General features: G+C 69.7%; 15 protein-coding genes and 1 pseudogene. 10 read left to right on the forward strand and 6 right to left on the reverse strand.

The annotated features are described in order from the left end of the window. Positions 1–130: 130 nt before the first annotated feature. The 3 genes from QRN40_RS11990 to QRN40_RS12000 form a co-directional block, all read right to left on the reverse strand. Positions 131–1,069, reverse strand: a complete 939-nt coding sequence (locus QRN40_RS11990; protein WP_285115873.1) for an NUDIX hydrolase — start codon at positions 1,067–1,069, stop codon at positions 131–133. After that, a complete protein-coding gene (locus tag QRN40_RS11995) occupies positions 1,066–3,276 on the reverse strand; it encodes an RNA degradosome polyphosphate kinase (protein WP_285115875.1) in 2,211 nt (736 codons plus the stop codon). The genes QRN40_RS11990 and QRN40_RS11995 overlap by 4 nt, the downstream gene beginning before the upstream one ends. 77 nt (positions 3,277–3,353) lie before the next feature. Next, on the reverse strand, positions 3,354–4,106 hold the full coding sequence (locus QRN40_RS12000) for a response regulator transcription factor (RefSeq protein WP_502878915.1): 753 nt from the start codon (positions 4,104–4,106) through the stop codon (positions 3,354–3,356). Between the two features lie 98 nt (positions 4,107–4,204). Here QRN40_RS12000 and QRN40_RS12005 point away from each other — a divergent pair, with 98 nt between their 5' ends. The 3 genes from QRN40_RS12005 to ygfZ all read left to right on the forward strand — a co-directional run bounded on the left by QRN40_RS12005 (position 4,205) and on the right by ygfZ (position 6,465). Then, positions 4,205–4,555 (forward strand): hypothetical protein, encoded by a 351-nt coding sequence (locus tag QRN40_RS12005; RefSeq protein WP_285115876.1) that lies wholly within the window; start codon positions 4,205–4,207, stop codon positions 4,553–4,555. 191 nt (positions 4,556–4,746) lie between these two features. After that, positions 4,747–5,343: a nitrobindin family protein gene (locus tag QRN40_RS12010; protein ID WP_285115877.1), complete on the forward strand. Its 597-nt coding sequence runs from the start codon at positions 4,747–4,749 to the stop codon at positions 5,341–5,343. Continuing rightward, a complete protein-coding gene (gene ygfZ, locus QRN40_RS12015) occupies positions 5,344–6,465 on the forward strand; it encodes a CAF17-like 4Fe-4S cluster assembly/insertion protein YgfZ (RefSeq protein WP_285115878.1) in 1,122 nt (373 codons plus the stop codon). Positions 6,466–6,475: 10 nt separating this feature from the next. Here the strand turns inward: ygfZ and QRN40_RS12020 are convergent, their stop codons facing one another. Continuing rightward, positions 6,476–7,297 (reverse strand): class I SAM-dependent methyltransferase, encoded by an 822-nt coding sequence (locus QRN40_RS12020; protein ID WP_285115879.1) that lies wholly within the window; start codon positions 7,295–7,297, stop codon positions 6,476–6,478. Positions 7,298–7,331: 34 nt separating this feature from the next. Between QRN40_RS12020 and QRN40_RS12025 the strand changes: the two genes are divergently transcribed. After that, positions 7,332–8,081: a phosphoglyceromutase gene (locus QRN40_RS12025; protein WP_285115880.1), complete on the forward strand. Its 750-nt coding sequence runs from the start codon at positions 7,332–7,334 to the stop codon at positions 8,079–8,081. Between the two features lie 86 nt (positions 8,082–8,167). Further along, positions 8,168–8,560 (forward strand): annotated as a pseudogene (locus QRN40_RS12030) (2'-5' RNA ligase family protein); the annotation flags it as partial. Between the two features lie 14 nt (positions 8,561–8,574). Here QRN40_RS12030 and phoU read toward each other — a convergent pair. Further along, positions 8,575–9,231, reverse strand: a complete 657-nt coding sequence (gene phoU, locus QRN40_RS12035) for a phosphate signaling complex protein PhoU (protein ID WP_285115881.1) — start codon at positions 9,229–9,231, stop codon at positions 8,575–8,577. A 193-nt stretch (positions 9,232–9,424) separates the two neighbouring features. On the opposite strand from phoU, the gene QRN40_RS12040 reads away from it, so the two are divergent. Continuing rightward, positions 9,425–10,576, forward strand: coding sequence for a sensor histidine kinase (locus tag QRN40_RS12040; protein WP_285115882.1), 1,152 nt, complete (start codon positions 9,425–9,427; stop codon positions 10,574–10,576). Next, on the forward strand, positions 10,573–11,253 hold the full coding sequence (locus tag QRN40_RS12045; RefSeq protein WP_285115883.1) for a response regulator: 681 nt from the start codon (positions 10,573–10,575) through the stop codon (positions 11,251–11,253). The genes QRN40_RS12040 and QRN40_RS12045 overlap by 4 nt, the downstream gene beginning before the upstream one ends. Before the next feature lie 55 nt (positions 11,254–11,308). On the opposite strand, the gene QRN40_RS12050 is transcribed toward QRN40_RS12045, so the two are convergent. Further along, positions 11,309–11,815 (reverse strand): hypothetical protein, encoded by a 507-nt coding sequence (locus QRN40_RS12050; protein WP_285115884.1) that lies wholly within the window; start codon positions 11,813–11,815, stop codon positions 11,309–11,311. A gap of 140 nt (positions 11,816–11,955) precedes the next feature. Between QRN40_RS12050 and QRN40_RS12055 the strand changes: the two genes are divergently transcribed. The 3 genes from QRN40_RS12055 (at position 11,956) to QRN40_RS12065 (ending at position 14,184) form a co-directional block, all read left to right on the forward strand. After that, complete coding sequence (locus tag QRN40_RS12055; protein ID WP_090040831.1) at positions 11,956–12,438, forward strand: CarD family transcriptional regulator; 483 nt, start codon at positions 11,956–11,958, stop codon at positions 12,436–12,438. Between the two features lie 113 nt (positions 12,439–12,551). Further along, on the forward strand, positions 12,552–13,709 hold the full coding sequence (gene ispD / locus QRN40_RS12060) for a 2-C-methyl-D-erythritol 4-phosphate cytidylyltransferase (RefSeq protein ID WP_285115885.1): 1,158 nt from the start codon (positions 12,552–12,554) through the stop codon (positions 13,707–13,709). 94 nt (positions 13,710–13,803) lie between these two features. Further along, on the forward strand, positions 13,804–14,184 hold the full coding sequence (locus QRN40_RS12065) for a nuclear transport factor 2 family protein (RefSeq protein WP_285115886.1): 381 nt from the start codon (positions 13,804–13,806) through the stop codon (positions 14,182–14,184). Positions 14,185–14,247 lie beyond the last annotated feature (63 nt).

Genomic DNA, 14,247 nt, shown 5'->3' on the forward strand with positions numbered 1-14,247 from the left:
AACAGGACGGGGCCGGTGCGACCCGCGTGTGACGCTATTCCCGATGTCTGTCCAGAGTCCCCCGCAGCGGTAAACGGAAGGTTAACGCCGGGTGTTCTCTTCGTCCTGTGGTCCTGTGAATCCGCGCAACTCACGCCTCGGCGGGCGCGTACGTCTCGATCGTGATGATCCCCGAGGCGGGATTCGTCGCGGAGAGATGGACGACCGAGAACCCTCCGGTCTCGAGGTCGGCCGCGTCGTTCAGATAGGCGCCGGGCATCGTCCCCGTGGCGAGGGCGATCTCGCGCATGATCTCCGGGAGGACCGGGCCGTGGCTGCACAGCACGGCGGTCTTGCGGGAGCGGATGCGCTTGCCGACAACGCTGCGCACGTCGCCCTGGCCCTCCTCGTAGGCCTCCTGGCTGATGCCATGGTCTCGGACCGGCTTGATCCCCGTGGCCGCGGCCAGCGGCGCGACCGTGGTCACGCAGCGGACGGCGTCGCTCGTGACGATTCGCTTGGGGCGCCACGCCTCGAGGGTCGCGACGTCGGCGGCGGCCTGCTTGACGCCGCGCTCGGTGAGCGGCCGGGCGGCATCCGAGCCGTCCCACCGCTCCCGAGGCGCTGCCTTGCCGTGCCGGAGGGCGATGAGGGCGAACGTCGAGGTGATCCCCTGGCGGGCGAGGGCGTCGAACGCGTCCAGGATCTCGACGTCCCGTTCGTACGTGAGGTATCCGCGCGCCTTCTTGATCGTCACCCACTCGATCGCTGCGATCTCGCTGTTGGGCACGAAGGTGGAGCGGGCGATCGCCTTGTCCGACACCTCGGCCGCCCAGAAGTGGACGATCTTGTCGCGGCCGCTGCCGAGCCCGTACGTCGAGACGCCGAGCGGCACCCCCAGACCGACGCGCAGGCCGGTCTCTTCGAGGATCTCACGCACCGCCGTCTGGGGGAGCGTCTCGCCCGGGTCGACCTTGCCCTTGGGGATCGTGACGTCGCCGTACTTGGTCCGGTGTACCACCAGCACGACGATCCGGTCGTCCACGACCCGCCAGCAGAGGGCGCCCGCGGCGTAGATGGCCGGGCTCACCGCCTGGTTCCCGTACGAGCGCTGCGCGGGCGGTGACTGTACTGCTGGATGAGCTTGCTCTGCAGGTCGACGAGCGGCTTGCCGTCCTTGTCGAGGTGATGCCGGGTCCAGACGCCGTCCTCATCGAGTCGCCACGTCGCCGTGCGCTCGTCGAAGGCCAGGTCGAACAGGTCGTCCAGTTCGCGCAGGTGTTCGGGATCGGACAGCCGGACCAGCGCCTCGACGCGGCGGTCGAGGTTGCGGTGCATCATGTCGGCGCTGCCGATGAAGACCTGCGGATCGCCGCCGTTGACGAAGGCGAACACCCGGGAGTGCTCGAGGTAGCGGCCGAGCACCGAGCGCACCCGGATGTTCTCGGACAGCCCCTCGCGACCGGGGACCACCCCGCAGATGCCGCGCACCCAGAGGTCGACCGGCACGCCCGCCTGACTCGCGCGGTAGAGCGCGTCGATGATCGCCTCGTCCACGATCGAGTTGAGCTTGATCCGGATACCGGAGGGACGTCCGGCCTCGGCGTTCGTCCGCTCGGTCTCGATGCGCTTGAGGAGTCCCTTGCGCAGGTGCAGCGGCGCGACCAGGAGCCGCTTGAACTTCTTCTCGATCGCGTAGCCGGAGAGCTCGTTGAACAGACGGGTGAGGTCTTTGCCCACCTGGTCGTCGGCGGTCAGCAGTCCGAGGTCTTCGTAGATGCGCGAGGTCTTCGGGTTGTAGTTGCCGGTGCCGATGTGGCTGTAGTGCTTGAGCACGCCCTTCTCCTCGCGGATGACGAGGGCGAGCTTGCAGTGCGTCTTCAGCCCCACGAGCCCGTACACGACGTGCACGCCGGCCTTCTCGAGCTTGCGCGCCCACGAGATGTTGTTCTGCTCGTCGAAGCGCGCCTTGATCTCGACCAGCGCCAGCACCTGCTTGCCGGCCTCGGCCGCATCGATCAGCGCCTCGACGATCGGGCTGTCGCCCGAGGTGCGGTACAGCGTCTGCTTGATGGCGAGCACGTGCGGATCGGCGGCGGCCTGCTCGAGGAACGCCTGGACGCTTGTCGCGAACGACTCGTACGGGTGGTGCACCAGCACGTCCTGCCGCGAGATCGCGGCGAAGATGTCGGGCTTGGCGTTCGGCTCGCTCGGCATCAGCTGCGCGGGCGTCGTGGGAACGTGGTTCGGGTAGTGGAGGTCGGGGCGGTCGAGCTTCGCCAGGTCGAACAGTCCGCCGAGGTCGAGCGGAGCCGGGAGCCGGTAGACCTCCTGCTCGGTCACATCCAGCTCGCGCACCAGCAGGCCCAGCGTCACCGGATCCATGTCGTCGGTGACCTCGAGACGGATGGGCGGACCGAACCGGCGGCGCAGCAGCTCCCGCTCGAGCGCCTGGATGAGGTTCTCGGTCTCGTCCTCGTCGATCTCGACGTCTTCGTTGCGGGTGACGCGGAAGACGTGGTGATCGAGGATCTCCATGCCCGGGAAGAGGTCGCCGAGGTGGTTGGCGATGAGCTCCTCGAGGGTGATGAACCGCACCTGGCCGACGGTCTCGCGCTGGTCGATGCGCACGAAGCGCGGCAGCATCTGCGGGACCTTGAGACGCGCGAACTGCTCCTTGCCGGTCCGCGAGTTGCGGACGCGGATGGAGAGGTTGAGCGAGAGGCCGGAGATGTAGGGGAAGGGATGCGCGGGGTCGACCGCGAGCGGCATCAGGACGGGGAAGATCTGCTGCGAGAAGATCTCGCGCAGCTGGACCTTGTCGGCGTCGTCGAGGCCGTCGTACGTGACCACCGAGATGCCGGCTTCGTTGAGCGCGGGGAGCACCAGGTCGTGGTACGCACGGGCATGCCGGAGCTGCAGCTCGTGCGCCTTCTCGGAGATGTCGGCGAGCACCTCCTGCGGCGCGCGGCCGACGTTGGTGGGAACGGCGAGACCGGTGGCGATGCGACGCTTCAGGCCGGCCACCCGCACCATGAAGAACTCGTCGAGGTTGCTCGCGAAGATGGCGAGGAAGTTCGCGCGTTCGAGCACCGGGAGCAGCGGATCCTCCGCCAGCTCGAGCACCCGCTGGTTGAACGCCAGCCAGCTCAGCTCGCGGTCGAGGTAGCGGTCGTCCGGCAGGTTCGGGTCCGGCTCGTAGATGAAGGGCGCGAAGTCGTCGTCGAAGTCGCTGCCCAGGCTTCCGCCCAGCCCCGTGTCGAGAAGGCCGTTCTCCAGAGTCGTGCGCTCGTCCATGCCCACCATCATGTCACCGCGCGAAGACACCGGGGACGGGGCCGTGTAAACGGTGGATAAACTCGCCGACCGGTGGATCAGGGACGGACGGACGTGGGGAGGCGGTCGTTCTCGTCCTCGTAGACGTTGAAGCGGTAGCCGACGTTGCGCACGGTGCCGATGAGGGACTCCAGGTCGCCCAGCTTCGCTCGCAGCCGCCGCACGTGCACGTCCACGGTGCGCGTCCCGCCGAAGTAGTCGTAGCCCCACACTTCGCTCAGCAGCTGCTCGCGGGTGAAGACGCGGGAGGGATGCGTGGCGAAGAAGCGCAGCAGTTCGAACTCCTTGAAGGTCAGGTCGAGCTGACGGCCATGCGCCTTCGCCGAGTAGCTCGCCTCGTCGATCGTGATCCCCGAGGCCTGGATCTTCGACTGCGAGTGCTCCTGGGTCTGCCGGCCGATCGCCAGGCGGATGCGCGCATCCACTTCGGCCGGGCCTGCGTTGTCGAGCACGACGTCACTGACGCCCCAGTCCGCGCTGACGGCGGTCAGGCCGCCCTCGGTCAGCACGAGCACGAGGGGGACCGTGACACCGGTCGTGGTGAGGATCTTGCACAGCGACTTCGCGCTGGCGAGGTCGCGTCGCGCGTCCACGAAGATCAGGTCGCAGCTCGGCGCGTTGACCAGCGAGGCCGGCTCGGCCGGGATCTGCCGCACGCGGTGGCTCAGCAGCGCCAGCGCCGGGAGCACCTCAGCGCCGGGGCCCGCGGAATCGGCAGCGGACGAGGTGGACCCCGTGGGGCGGGTCGCGGACGAGGAGGGCGCAGAGGTGAGGATCAGAAGTTGCGCCACCCATTCCTCCTCATCCCGCTCGTGCCGTAATGCTATCGGAAATGGCCGCTTCCTCTCCCGCAGGCCCCTGCAGGCCGGAGCCGGGGCACAATGGGAGGGTGAGCGACGACACTCCGGAGATCCCCGCACCGCACGCCATGGGACCGGCCGCGGCGGCGGGCCCGGCGCAGCCGCCGCTGCCCCGGTGGGCGACGGTGACGAGCGTGGGAGCCGTGTGGCTGGTGGCCGTGGTGCTCGGCATCCTGATCGGCGCTCTGGCCCGGCCTGCCGCCTACGCGTCCTGGCTGTCCCTGGCGCTCGGCGTGTGCGTCCTCCTGGGATTCGTCGCGCAGCTGGCGACCCAGCAGAAGGACGGCTTCATCAATCGGCTCGCCGTGACCTTCGCCGGGAGCTTCGTCATCCTGGGGCTCATCGGCGGCGTCCTGGCCCTCACCTTCGTCGTCGGCTGATCGCAGCGGCTGATCGCAGCCGGGGATCCGGCCCCGAATGTCGGCGGCGCCTGGTTAGACTGGACGCATGCTGGTCGCTCTCGAACTCTTCTTCGTCGGCCTTCTGGGCCTGGCAACGCTCGCCATCCTCGGTGTCTCGGGGCTGGTGGTGTACAACCTCTTCCGCGGTCAGCGCTGAGTCCCGGCGGATCATGATCGAGATCCCCACCGACCTCCCGGCCGAGCTGGTCCCTCTCTCCTGGCTCATCGGAGTCTGGGAGGGCACCGGTGTCCTCGACTACGCCGTCGACGAGGAGCACACGCAGCTGGAGTTCGGTCAGCGCGTCAGCTTCAGCCACGACGGGCTCGGCTACCTGAACTATTCGGCCACGTCGTGGGTGCTCGATGAGCAGAACTCCCCACTCGCGGCCGAGACCGGCTACTGGCGACTGCACCGCAAGCTGGTGGAGGGCGACGCCGGTCCGGCGATGCTCCCCGGCAGCGGTGTGCGGCCGTTCAACACGGCCCAGTCCGTCGAGGCGCTGCGCAACTCCAACGGCGGCTTCGACATCGATGTCTCGATCATCCATCCGGACGGCGTCAGCGAGCTGTACCTCGGCCAGGTCGCCGGGCCGCGCATCGACCTCGCGACCGACGCCGTGCTGCGCACGGCCGGCGCCAAGGAGTACACCGCGGCGACGCGGCTCTACGGACTGGTCGAGAACCACCTGCTCTGGGCCTGGGACATCGCCGCCCTGGGTCAGGAGCTGCGGACCCACGCGTCCGCTCGACTCGCCAAGGTCGACTGAGTGGATGCGTCAGCTCCCTCGCCGTTCCTCGACCTGCCCGCCGCGGTCGACACCGAGGGCATCGGCGTGCCCGCCCACTACGGCAGCCCCCTCGCGGAACAGCGCGCGCTCGCCGAGGGCGACGCCATCGTCGACCTCTCCGACCGGGCCGTGCTCACCATCACGGGTCCGGATCGGCTGAGCTGGCTCAACTCCCTGACGAGCCAGGCGCTCACCGGCCTGCAGCCGGGGGAGTCGTCCGAGACGCTCCTGCTGGATGTGACCGGTCGCGTCGAGCACGCCGCCCGGCTGCTCGATGACGGCCAGACGCTGTGGATGCTGGTCGATCGGCCCGAGGCGGAGGGGCTGCTGGGGTGGCTGAACTCGATGCGCTTCATGCTGCGCGTCGAGCTGGCCGACCGGACGGCCGACCTCGCGACCATCGGGACGCTCGGCGACCCGCCGCTCCCGATCGCCGCGCCGAACGACGTCCCGCTGATCTGGCACGATCCGTGGCGCGCGGTGACCGCCGGCGGCCATCAGTACGCACGCGGCGAGCATCCCGGAGCGGGGTGGTCGTGGAGCGAGCGCCTGGTTCCGCGCGACGCGCTGCCGTCGGTGGTCGCCCGGGTCCGCTCCGGCGAGCTCTCGGTCGCGGGCACCCTCGCCGCCGACGCGCTGCGGATCGCCGCATGGCGGCCGCGGTTCTCGACCGAGGTGGACGAGCGCACGATCCCGCACGAACTGGATTGGCTGCGCACCGCGGTCCACCTCAGCAAGGGCTGCTACCGCGGGCAGGAGACGGTCGCGAAGGTCCACAATCTGGGGCACCCGCCGCGGCGCCTGGTGATGCTGCACCTCGACGGTTCCGAGGGCGTGCATCCCGTGCCGGGAGCGGTCGTCTCGCTCGACGGGCGCGAGGTCGGCGCCGTGACGTCGGCCGGCCTGCACTACGAACTGGGGCCCATCGCCCTGGCCGTGGTGAAGCGGTCCACCGACCCGGCCGCGACGCTCATCGTCGACGCCGATGGCACGCAGGTCGCCGCGGCGCAGGAGATCGTCGTTCCCCCCGAGGCCGGTTCCGAGGCGCACATCCCTCGCATCCCGCGGCTCGGCGCGGTCACGCGCACGCCGCGCCAGTAACGGTCGCCCGTCAGTCGTTCGGCGCGACGGCCGCCCAGGCGACCGTGAGCTCGCCGAGCCGCCAGCGGGAGCGGCGTCCGACGATGGGCCAGCCGGCCTCGCGCATCCCCTGAGCCACCGCGATCCAGCGCTGGCTGGGCCCGTACGCGGCGAGCGGCGAATGGATGCGCCACCGCTGGTCGAGCTCGGAGAGGAACGCGTGCACGCGTTCGCCCGGGACGTTGCGGTGGATGAGCGCCTTCGGCAGCCGTTCCGCCACGACGGACGGGGCGTCGAGCTCGCGCAGCCGCAACGACACCGTGAGCGAGCGCGGGCCGGCGGGATCGAGCGCGACCCAGCTGGAGATGCGGCCGATCTCGTCGCACGTCCCCTCGACCAGGAGACCGTGCGGCTGCAAGCGTGAGCGCATCCGGCTCCACGCATCCGCGACCTCGTGCTCGCGGTACTGCCGGAGGACGTTGAAGGCGCGGATCACGGTCGCCCGACCGCCCTCGGGCAGCGGAACCTCGAACCCGCCGAGATCGAAGCGGATGCGCGCCTCCGGGTCGAAGCCGGTCCGTCCCTCACGCACCGCTTCGAGCTGCTCGTTCGCGGTCCGGACGCGGCCCGGTTCGATCTCCAGCCCGATGACGTGCACGTCCGGACGGATCTTCGCGAGCCGCTGGTGCAACTCCAGCGCGGTGACACCGCTGGCGCCGTAGCCGAGGTCGACGACGACCGGGTCGGCGGCGCGACGGAGCTCCCGCTGCGCCGCGATCCAGCGATCGACACGGCGCAGCCGGTTGGTGTTCGTCGTGCCACGAGTGACCGTGCCGACGGCGCCGGAAGCCATGCCTCCATCCTTTCAGGTCCGATAGATTGGGGACATGGCCGCTCCCTACACCCTCATCCTCCTGCGCCACGGCAGCAGCGAGTGGAACGAGAAGAACCTGTTCACCGGCTGGGTCGACGTGCGTCTCAGTGAGACCGGCGTCGCGGAGGCGAAGCGGGCGGGCGAACTGCTCCGCGACTCCGGGCTGCAGGCCGACGTCCTGCACACCTCCGTGCTCACCCGCGCCATCCAGACCGCCAACTACGCGCTCGACGTCTCCGACCGGCTGTGGATCCCGGTGCAGCGCTCCTGGCGCCTCAACGAGCGCCACTACGGCGCTCTGCAGGGGCTCGACAAGGCAGAGACCCTCGAGAAGTACGGTCCTGAGCAGTTCCAGCTCTGGCGTCGCTCGTTCGACGTCCCGCCGCCGCCGCTGCCCGACGACAGCGAGTTCTCGCAGGTGGGCGACCCGCGCTACGCCGGCCTCGGCGACGACCTGCCGCGCACCGAGTGCCTCAAGGACGTCATCGCCCGGATGCTGCCCTACTGGGAGTCGGACATCACGCGCGATCTGGGCGACGGGAAGACGGTGCTGGTCACGGCGCACGGCAACTCGCTGCGCGCGCTGGTGAAGCACCTCGACGGCATCTCGGACGAGGACATCGCCGGGTTGAACATCCCGACCGGCATCCCGCTCGTCTACAAGCTCGGCGACGACTTCACGCCGCTCGAGCCGTCGTACTACCTCGACCCGGAGGCCGCTGCGGCCGGAGCCGCGGCCGTCGCCGCTCAGGGCAAGAAGTAGCCACGACCAGTACGTTCGTCGTCGTCGCGTTCCTCCCGGGACGCGGCGACGACGCGTCTCCGGAGCAGTTCCCGGCCGCTGACTGGCCGCTGCACGTGACCGTCGTCCCTCCGTTCGAGACCGGACTCGACGCCGAGGCGGTGGCCGCTCTCATCCCGCGCGTTCCGCCCATCCCCGTCGTCGCGTCCGCCCGGGAGCGTTTCGGCGCGCACGCCACGGTGCCCGTGACCGTGCTGCGGGCGTCCGCGCCGCTGCAGGCGCTGCACACCGGCCTCGTGGATGCGCTCGAGCAGGCGGGAGCGACGATCCGCGACCAGCACCACGTGCGCGACGGCTACCGCCCCCACGCCACCGACCAGCGGACCGGGCGCCTCCACCCCGGCGAGCACGCCCTGCTGACGTCTCTCTCCGTCGTGGCCCGCGCCCCGCGCTCCACCCGCGTGGTGGCCGCGCGCGTCCCCCTCACCCCACTGCCGTAGCCGGGGCGCGGAGGTCAGGAGGCGAGCTCGGGAGCCCAGTCGCCGGTGGCCAGGTACTGCACCTTCTTCGCGATCGAGACCGCATGGTCCGCGAAGCGCTCGTGGTAGCGGGAGGCGAGGGTCGCGTCGACCGTGTCGACCGCCTGCCCCTTCCACGTCTCGCCGAGCACCTTGTCGAAGACGCTGATGTGCAGCTCGTCGATGTCGTCGTCGTCGTTGCGGATCTCGTCGGCGAGCCGGATGTCCTGGGTGCGGAGGAGCTCCGCCAGCTTCTCGGCGATCTGCACGTCGAGGCGGCCCATCTCCGCGAAGGTCGAGCGCAGGCTCTTCGGGACCACCTTGTCGGGGAAGCGGTAGCGCGCCAGCTGCGCGATGTGCTCGGCCATGTCGCCCATGCGCTCCAGCGACGCGCTGATCCGCAGGGCGCTGACCACGATGCGCAGGTCGCGGGCGACCGGCTGCTGCCGCGCGAGGATCTGGATGGACAGCTCGTCGAGCAGCACCGTGAGCTCGTCGATCCGGTGATCGTTGGCGATGACGTCCTCGGCCAGCGTCACGTCCGACTCGTTGAACGCGAGCGTCGCGTTCTTGATGGAGTGGACGACCAGCTCGGCGATCTCGACGAGGCGGTCCTGAACTTCCGCCAGCTCCTGCTGGAAGACTTCACGCATGGGGTTGGGTCCTTCCTGGCGTGCGAGCGCACGCGGGATGTCGGGACCTTCTGATCCCGTCTTTCATGTTCGTGGCGGCAGGTTAACAAACGGTGCCGCACGGCTGAACACTGTCTAACGTACCCGCGAAAACATGCGGCCGTGGGCGGGATGCGTCGATGCGCGCGCATCGGAATCACCTACGCTTGGGGCCATGGACTCCACCTGGTTGGTGCTGCTGTCGCTGGGCCTGGGGCTCGCCGTCGGCGCCGGTTTCGTGTGGATCCTGCACATCGCGGCTCGGCGTGGCCACAATGCCGCGCAAGTGGTCAATCCGGCGGTGCCCGACGGGGTGGATCAGGTGCTGGATGCGCTGGAGTCGGCCGGCGTCGTCCTCGACCCGTCGAACAACGTCATCAAGGCGTCGCCGGGGGCGCACTCGATCGGGCTCGTGTGGAACGGCGCGCTCGTGCATCCGCACCTCGTCGACCTCGTCGATCGCGTCCGGCGCACCGGGGAGTCGCTCACCGAGGAGTGCGAACTCTCCCGCGGCCCGTTCGGCGACGCCGGCATCCACTTGAGCGTGCGGGTGGCGCGTCTCGGCTCGCGGTACATCCTGCTGCTGGCGGAGGACCGCACCGAGTCCTTCCGGCTGGAGGCCGTGCGCCGTGACTTCGTCGCGAACATCAGCCACGAGCTCAAGACGCCGATCGGCGCGGTGAGCCTGCTCGCCGAGGCGCTCGACGATGCGTCGGACGACCCGGACCAGGTCCGCCGCTTCGCCCTGAGGCTCTCGGAGGAGGCGCAGCGCCTCGCCCGCATCACGCAGGACATCATCGAGCTCAGCCGCCTTCAGGCGACGGATGCGCTCGGCGACGCGACCGAGCTGTCCGCGAGCAAAGTCGTCAAGGCCGCCATCGACCAGAACCGCGTGGCCGCGGAGACGCGCAACATCGAGCTGGCCATGCGCGGCGACAAGCAGGCGATCGTGCTGGGCAACGAGGCCCTGCTCGTGACCGCGGTGCACAACCTGATCTCGAACGCCATCCAGTACTCGCCGGACGATTCCCGGGTCGGCATCGGTGTGCGCAACTCCGGTGGCGTCGTGGAGATCGCCGTGACCGACCAGGGCGAAGGCATCCCCGAGGACGACCTGGACCGCGTCTTCGAGCGGTTCTTCCGCGTCGACCAGGCGCGCTCGCGCAACACCGGCGGTACCGGGCTCGGCCTCTCCATCGTCAAGCACGCCGTGCAGAACCACGGCGGCGAGGTCCGCGTCTGGTCGCAGCCGGGTCGCGGCTCGACGTTCACGATCCGGCTTCCCGAAGCCTCCACCGTCCGACCCCCGTTAGGAGACACCCAGTGACATCCATCCTGCTCGTCGAGGATGAGGCCGCGCTCAGCGAGCCGCTCGCCTACTTGCTCAAGCGCGAGGGCTACGAGGTGGAGGTCGCCGAGGACGGTCCGTCCGCTCTGGCCGCCTTCGACCGGGTCGGCGGCGACCTCATCCTGCTCGACCTCATGCTGCCCGGCATCCCGGGGACAGAGGTGTGCCGTGAGATCCGCACGCGGTCCAACGTGCCGATCATCATGCTGACGGCGAAGGACTCCGAAGTGGACATCGTCGTCGGGCTGGAGCTCGGCGCGGACGACTACGTGACGAAGCCGTACTCATCGCGCGAACTGCTGGCGCGCATCCGTGCCGTGCTCCGTCGGCGGGTCGAGGAGGAGGAGCTGGAGGACGGCGTCCTCGAGGCGGGCACCGTCCGGATGGACGTCGACCGCCACACCGTCGCCGTCAACGGCCAGGAGATCTCCATGCCGCTGAAGGAATTCGAGCTGCTGGAGCTGCTGCTGCGCAACGCCGGGCGCGTGCTGACGCGCGGCCAGCTGATCGACCGGGTGTGGGGGAGCGACTACTTCGGGGACACCAAGACGCTGGATGTGCACATCAAGCGCATCCGCTCGCGGATCGAGGAGAGCCCGTCGGAGCCGCGGATGCTGGTCACCGTGCGCGGGCTCGGGTACCGCTTCAACGCGTGAGGCCGCGCCTTCCGGTCGCGGTCGCTGCGCAGCGGCGCTGAGGGCGCGGGTGCGCCTACTGCGCGGCCGGGAGGATGGTCGGCGGCACCAGGCTCGAGTACTCGGGGAGCTGGCCGTCGAGCACCGGGACCTGCAACTTCGTGCCGGTCTCGTCGCCGTACTGGAAGTAGACGGAGTAGAGCGCGCCCGGCTTCGTCGTGAACTCGGGGATGAGCACGTTGCTCGGGCCGCCGTTCTCGGGGTTCTGACCGAGCTGCTTCACCTGGCCGGGCTCGAGGGTGACGTGCGCTGCCGACGAGTTCTGGGAGCCGGCGCTGATCGCGACCCGGTGGCTCTTCGAGTCGGTGTTGACCAGAGTCACGACCAGGTTGCCGACGGTGCCGTTCTTGGCGTTCGTGACGATGATCGCGTTGCGGACGTCGACCGAGCCCACGCTGCCGCTCACGCCATCACTCGCGTCGTAGTGCTTGGTGGTGGCCTGCGGGGCGATGAATCCGCATCCCGCGGTGCCGAACGCGACGGCCAGGGCGAGGGCGACCGACGTCGCGACTCGAGCTTTCACTGATGACCCTCCAGGTGCAGTTTTCCCTGCAACTCTATCCCATCGGCAGGGGCGTCCCGGGGCCGCTGGGAGGCGCGAGGGCGAACCTTAGCACGTGCCTCGTGTGGTATCCTATTCATTGCTGAAGGGACAACAAATCTATGCTTTTCGAGGTTGGCGAGACAGTCGTCTATCCGCACCACGGTGCCGCAACGATCACCGAAGTCAAGAAGAGAATCATCAAGGGTGAAGAGAAGCTGTACCTCAAGCTCAATGTGACTCAGGGCGACCTCACCATCGAGGTTCCTGCCGAGAACGTCGACCTGGTCGGCGTCCGCGATGTCATCGGCAAGGAGGGCCTCGACCGCGTGTTCGAGGTGCTGCGAGCCCCCTTCACCGAGGAGCCGACCAACTGGTCCCGCCGGTACAAGGCCAACCTTGAGAAGCTCGCCTCCGGCGATGTCATCAAGGTCTCCGAGGTCGTCCGCGACCTCTGGCGCCGCGATCAGGACCGTGGACTCTCCGCCGGTGAGAAGCGCATGCTCGCGAAGGCACGCCAGATCCTGATCTCCGAACTGGCTCTGGCCGAGAAGACCGACGACGAGAAGGCTTCGACCCTTCTCGACGAGGTGCTGGCCTCCTAGGCCGCTTCCGACGAATTCGAAGGCCCCGCTGCTCCGGCAGCGGGGCCTTCGTCGTTAGACCAGCGGCTGGAGTGGGCGGCCGGTGGCGCGCCCGCGCCCGGTACGCTCGACGCGTGGACAGCTTCAGCACACCGCGGGTCGCGGTCGTCATCGTCGCCGCGGGCTCCGGCACGCGTCTGGGCGCCGAGCTCCCGAAGGCTTTCGTCGCACTGCAGGGCAGGACGCTGCTGGAGCATTCCCTCCATGCCGTCCGGGGCATGCGGCATGCGGCGGAGGCGATCGTGGTCGCACCGGCATCACATCTGGACGAGGCGGCCGAGCTCTCGCTCCGCGCTGTCGGCCGCGCGGTCACCGTCGTCGCGGGGGGAGCGACTCGCCAGGCTTCGGTCGCCGAGGGACTGGTCACGGTCGACCCGGGCGTCGACGTGGTGCTTGTGCACGACGCCGCTCGCGCGCTCGCTCCGTCCGCACTGTTCGACGCGGTCGTGGATGCGGTCCTCGAACGCGGCTACGGCGTCGTCCCCGGGCTGCCGGTGAGCGACACCGTCAAGCGGGTGGGGGAGGACGGCCAGGTGCACGAGACGGTCGACCGATCCCGGCTCTCCGCCGTGCAGACGCCGCAGGGCTTCCCGCGCGAGCAACTGCTGACCGCGTATGCGCTCGCCCGGAGTGAGGAGACCGATGACGCCGGCCTCGTCGCAGCGGCCGGCTTCCGAGTGGATGTCGTGCCCGGCGATGCGCACGCCTTCAAGGTGACGACGCCGTGGGATCTGCGACGCGCTGAGGAACTGCTCACCGGCTCCGCCGCGCCCCGGGTCGGCACCGGAAGCGACACGCACGCCTTCGACCCGGATGCGGAGCTGTGGCTCGCGGGACTGCACTGGCCGGGTGAGCCGGGACTCGCCGGTCACAGCGACGGGGATGCGGTCGCGCACGCCATCGTCGACGCACTGCTCTCGGCGGCCGGTCTCGGCGACATCGGTGGGGTGTTCGGCACCGGCGACCCGCGGTTCGAGGGTGCTCACGGCGACGTCTTCCTGACGGAGGCCCGGCGGCTGGTGGAGGAGGCCGGCTTCCGGATCGGCAACGTGTCCGTCCAGCTCGTCGGCAACCGTCCGAAGTTCTCGCCGCGCCGGGTCGAGGCGCAGGAGCGGCTCTCGGCTCTTCTGGGCGCCCCCGTCTCGGTCGGGGCGACCACGACCGACGGTCTGGGGTTCACCGGTCGCGGCGAGGGCGTGACCGCGCTCGCGACGGCGCTGCTGCTCGGGTGAGCCCCCGCTCCCCGCGTGCGGGAAGCCGGAGTCGGCGGCCGGGGCTACTGTGACGCGAGGAGCACACGCGGGAGCGGTGCGAAGGAGGACGGCAATGACGGTCACAGACACGGCGACGGTGGCGCGGGGCTACATCCAGGCGGTCGGGGCGCATGACCCGGACGCGCTGGGCGATCTGTTCGACGACGCGCTCCGGGCGGAGTTCGCTGGGACGACCAGCGACAAGGCGGCCTGGATCGCGGCCCTCGAACGGCTGATGCCCGCCCTCGTCCGCAACGAACTGCGCGAGGTCTTCACCGATGGCGATCGTGCCTGCGTCGTGTACGACTTCGTCACAGACACCTCGGCCGGTGCGGTGCGCTGCGTCGAACTGCTGACGGTCCACGACGGGCGCATCACCCAGATCGAACTGCTGCTCGATCGGGCCGCTTTCGCGCCCGTCAACGAGGAGCTCGCCCAGCGCGCGAAGCAGTAGCGGCCGGACGGGCGGCCCCGTGGCCGCCGCGCCGTCCAGGCTATGCGCCGTCTAGGCTATGGG

The organism is Leifsonia sp. fls2-241-R2A-40a, from assembly GCF_030209575.1.
Classification (GTDB): Bacteria; Actinomycetota; Actinomycetes; order Actinomycetales; family Microbacteriaceae; genus Leifsonia.

What these genes read in the sequence shown, in the direction of transcription:
- QRN40_RS12020 (WP_285115879.1), bottom strand. Translation starts at nt 7,297, where the DNA reads ATGGCTTCCGGCGCCGTCGGCACGGTCACTCGTGGCACGACGAACACC.
- QRN40_RS12065 (WP_285115886.1), top strand. Translation starts at nt 13,804, where the DNA reads ATGACGGTCACAGACACGGCGACGGTGGCGCGGGGCTACATCCAGGCG.
- QRN40_RS12010 (WP_285115877.1), top strand. Translation starts at nt 4,747, where the DNA reads ATGATCGAGATCCCCACCGACCTCCCGGCCGAGCTGGTCCCTCTCTCC.
- QRN40_RS12055 (WP_090040831.1), top strand. Translation starts at nt 11,956, where the DNA reads ATGCTTTTCGAGGTTGGCGAGACAGTCGTCTATCCGCACCACGGTGCC.
- QRN40_RS11995 (WP_285115875.1), bottom strand. Translation starts at nt 3,276, where the DNA reads ATGGACGAGCGCACGACTCTGGAGAACGGCCTTCTCGACACGGGGCTG.
- QRN40_RS12040 (WP_285115882.1), top strand. Translation starts at nt 9,425, where the DNA reads ATGGACTCCACCTGGTTGGTGCTGCTGTCGCTGGGCCTGGGGCTCGCC.
- QRN40_RS12025 (WP_285115880.1), top strand. Translation starts at nt 7,332, where the DNA reads ATGGCCGCTCCCTACACCCTCATCCTCCTGCGCCACGGCAGCAGCGAG.
- phoU (WP_285115881.1), bottom strand. Translation starts at nt 9,231, where the DNA reads ATGCGTGAAGTCTTCCAGCAGGAGCTGGCGGAAGTTCAGGACCGCCTC.